The organism is Desulfurellaceae bacterium (genome assembly GCA_021296095.1).
Lineage (GTDB): Bacteria > Desulfobacterota > Binatia > Bin18 > Bin18 > JAAXHF01.
In genome coordinates this window covers 1-3,052 of sequence record JAGWBB010000162.1, presented here as the reverse complement: position 1 = coordinate 3,052, position 3,052 = coordinate 1, and the positions used below count along the sequence as shown (strand labels likewise).

The following is a 3,052-nucleotide window of genomic DNA, read 5'->3' as shown; positions in this document are numbered from 1 at the left end:
TTAATGTGACCGGCTGTCGCTATGCGGACTTTTTTCGTCGGCTGAACGAGCCCGAACTCGGCGCGGTCCTGCTGTGCGAGACCGATTTCCACCGGGCGGAACTGGGCAGTCCCGAGGTGGAGTTGCACCGCAGTCAGACGATTATGGAAGGGGCGCGGACCTGTGACTTTCGCTACCGGATGAAGAGCACGAAACCGTCACAGGACTGAGGGAGGCCCGCAAGGAGGGCTGGGCGAGCCTCAGACTTACCAGCACCCCGGCCTCGCGCAGCTCCTGCACCTGCTCTGGGGTCTGGCCCAGATAGTCCGTCAGAATCTCCTCGTTGTGCTGGCCCAGGGTCGCTGCCTCCAGCGGCAGCTCTTCGGGAAAGCCCGAGAACTTGATCGGAAAGCCCGGCACATCGAGCTCGCCGTGGAGACGGTCGGTGATGGTCCGCACCGTGCCGCGCTGGCGCAGATGCGGATAGTCGAGCGTGTCCACGACCGACAACACCGGGGCGACGGGAACCCCGAACTTTTCCAGGTGGGCAACCGCGCTCGGCACATCGGGGAAGGTCTGGAGCCAGTCTTCGAGGAGCTGGGTCACCGTGTCGCGGCGTTTGAGACGCAGGTTATCGGTCTGGAAGTCCGGGTGATCGACCAGGTCGGGGCGGTCTATGGCTTTGCACAGGTCTTTCCAGTGGTGCAGATGGGCCATGATCACCACATAGCCGTCGCTGGCCTGGAACACCCCGGCCGGGCAGGCATAGGTCATGTGGCGTCCGGCGGGCCTGGGTCTGAGCCGGCCGTTGGTGGCCCGCGGCTGGTGTACGTTGACCTCGTGGTAGTGGTAGTACACGTCCAGCAGGGCCACATCGAGGTGCTGGCCCTCGCCGGTCTGATCGCGGTGGCGCAGGGCGGCCAGGACGCCCAGCGCGGCGTGGACGCCGGTGCTGATATCGCCCAGGCCGACCCCCGGAATATACGGCGCCTCGTCGGGCTCGCCGATCATCGAGGTGATGCCGGCATAAGCCTGGGCAATATAATCGTAGCCGGGCTTATGAGACAGCGGCCCGGTCTGGCCCATGGCCGAGATGGAGCACAGGATGACATCGGACTTGAACTCCTTGAGCCGGTCGTAGTCCAGACCCATATCGGCCATCACCCCGGGCTTGAAGTTCTCGACCACGATATCGACCTGGCCGACCAGCCCGGCGACCAGGGCCATGCCGCGGGGATCGCGCAGATTCACACACAGGCTCTTCTTGCCCCGGTTATGCTGCACGTAGTACAGGCTGCGCTTGTTCCGAAAGGTGCTGGCGTTGCGGACCATGTCCCCACGTGGGGCTGATTCGACCTTGATGACCTCGGCGCCCATCTCGGCCAGCATCCGGGTACAGCTCGGGCCGGCCAGAGCACGGGTCAAATCGAGAACGCGGACACCGTTCAACACATGGGGAAAAGACTGAGGCATCGGATACTCCTTGGCTCCGTCGGAAGAGACAACACAGACCCGGCTAGCTGTTCTTCTCCAGCAACACCCCGGCCTCGCGCAGCTTCTGCACATCTTCCACCGAACGGCCCAGATAGGTGGTCAGGACTTCTTCGTTGTGCTGGCCGAGCGTAGGCGCCACCAGCGGCAGGGGCTCGGGAAAGGCCGAGAACTTGAGTGGCATGCCGGGCATCTCAAACTCGCCGTGGACCGGGTCGTTGACCGTCCGCACGGTTCCCCGGGCCCGGTGATGGGGATGGTGAACGGTTTCGGCCACCGACAGCACCGGCGCAACCGGAACCCCGTGCTGCTCCAGATACTCGACGGCGCTCGGCACATCGGGAAAGGTCTGGAGCCAGTCCTCGACCATGGCGACGATCTCGTCGCGCCGTTCGAGCCGTTTGACGTCGGTCACATAGTCCGGGTGGTTGGCCAGTTCATCTTTGCCCAGGGCTTTGCACAAGTCCTTCCAGTGGTGCAGCAGGGCCATGATGACCAGATAGCCGCCCTTGCCCCGAAACACCCCGCACGGACAGGCGTAGGTCATAAAGCGGCCGCTGCGGGTCGGTTTGACTTGTCCGCCGCTGCCGCTGTAGGTTTCGACGTTGGCCTCGTGGTAGTGGTAGTAGACGTCGAGCAGGGCGATATCGAGGTGCTGGCCAACCCCGGCGCGGTCGCGGTAGCGCAGGGCCGATACAATCGCCAGCGCGGCGTGGACACCGGTGCTGACATCGCCCAGCCCGACCAGCGGAATATACGGCGCGTCATCCGGCTCGCCGATCATCGACGTGACTCCCGAGTAGGCCTGGGCGATGTAGTCGTAGCCGGGCGTATTCGACAGCGGGCCGCTCTGACCCAGGGCCGAGATGGAGCACAGGATGATATCGGATTTCAGCTCCTTGAGCCGCTCATAGCCCAACCCCATATTGGCGATCACCCCGGGCTTGAAATTCTCGACCACCACATCGACCTGCGGGATGAGTTCGGTCACCAGGGCCAAGCCCTGGGGATCGCGCAGATTGACGCACAGGCTCTTCTTACCCCGGTTCTGCTGCACGTAGTACAGGCTGCGGTCATTGCGGAAGACCGAAATGCCGCGGACCATATCCCCGCCCGGGGCGGGTTCGACCTTGATGACCTCGGCCCCCATTTCGACCATCATCCGGGTACAGCTCGGACCGGCCAGGGCACGGGTCAGATCGAGAACGCGTAAATCAGACAGCAGGTGATCCATTCCTTGGGCCATGTATTTCCCTCCCACTCAATGTGTCAGTCCCACATCAGGCCGCCATCGACATTGAAGGACTGGCCGGTGATATTCCGGGCTTCGTCCGAGGCCAGGAAGGCGGCCATATTGGCAATGTCGTCCGGGGTGTTGGAGCGCTTGAGTGGAATGGAGGCGTCCATGCGGGCAATCGCCTCGTCCTCGCTGATGCCCTCACGCTCGGTGAGCTGCTCCATCACCCGGTCGTACAGGCTGGTGCGGGTCGCGCCGGGGCAGATGGCGTTGACGTTGATGTTGTGCTTGGCCAGCTGCGAGGCGCCGATGCGGGTCATGGCAATGACCGCCCCCTTGGAGCCG

At 63.7% G+C, this 3,052-nt stretch carries 4 protein-coding genes; 1 reads left to right on the top strand and 3 read right to left on the bottom strand.

Going from position 1 to position 3,052, the window contains the following annotated elements; translation table 11 throughout:
- On the top strand, positions 1-209 hold a 209-nt coding region (locus tag J4F42_22160), incomplete at its 5' end, for an L-2-amino-thiazoline-4-carboxylic acid hydrolase (GenBank protein ID MCE2488228.1).
- Here J4F42_22160 and J4F42_22155 read toward each other — a convergent pair.
- From J4F42_22155 to J4F42_22145, 3 genes are all read right to left on the bottom strand, one after another.
- Entirely contained in the window at positions 142-1,452 is a 1,311-nt protein-coding gene (locus tag J4F42_22155; protein MCE2488227.1) for a CoA transferase, read from the bottom strand. The genes J4F42_22160 and J4F42_22155 overlap by 68 nt on opposite strands.
- Before the next feature lie 43 nt (positions 1,453-1,495).
- Positions 1,496-2,716, bottom strand: a complete 1,221-nt coding sequence (locus tag J4F42_22150; protein ID MCE2488226.1) for a CoA transferase — start codon at positions 2,714-2,716, stop codon at positions 1,496-1,498.
- Between the two features lie 23 nt (positions 2,717-2,739).
- On the bottom strand, positions 2,740-3,052 hold a 313-nt coding region (locus tag J4F42_22145), incomplete at its 5' end, for an SDR family oxidoreductase (GenBank protein ID MCE2488225.1).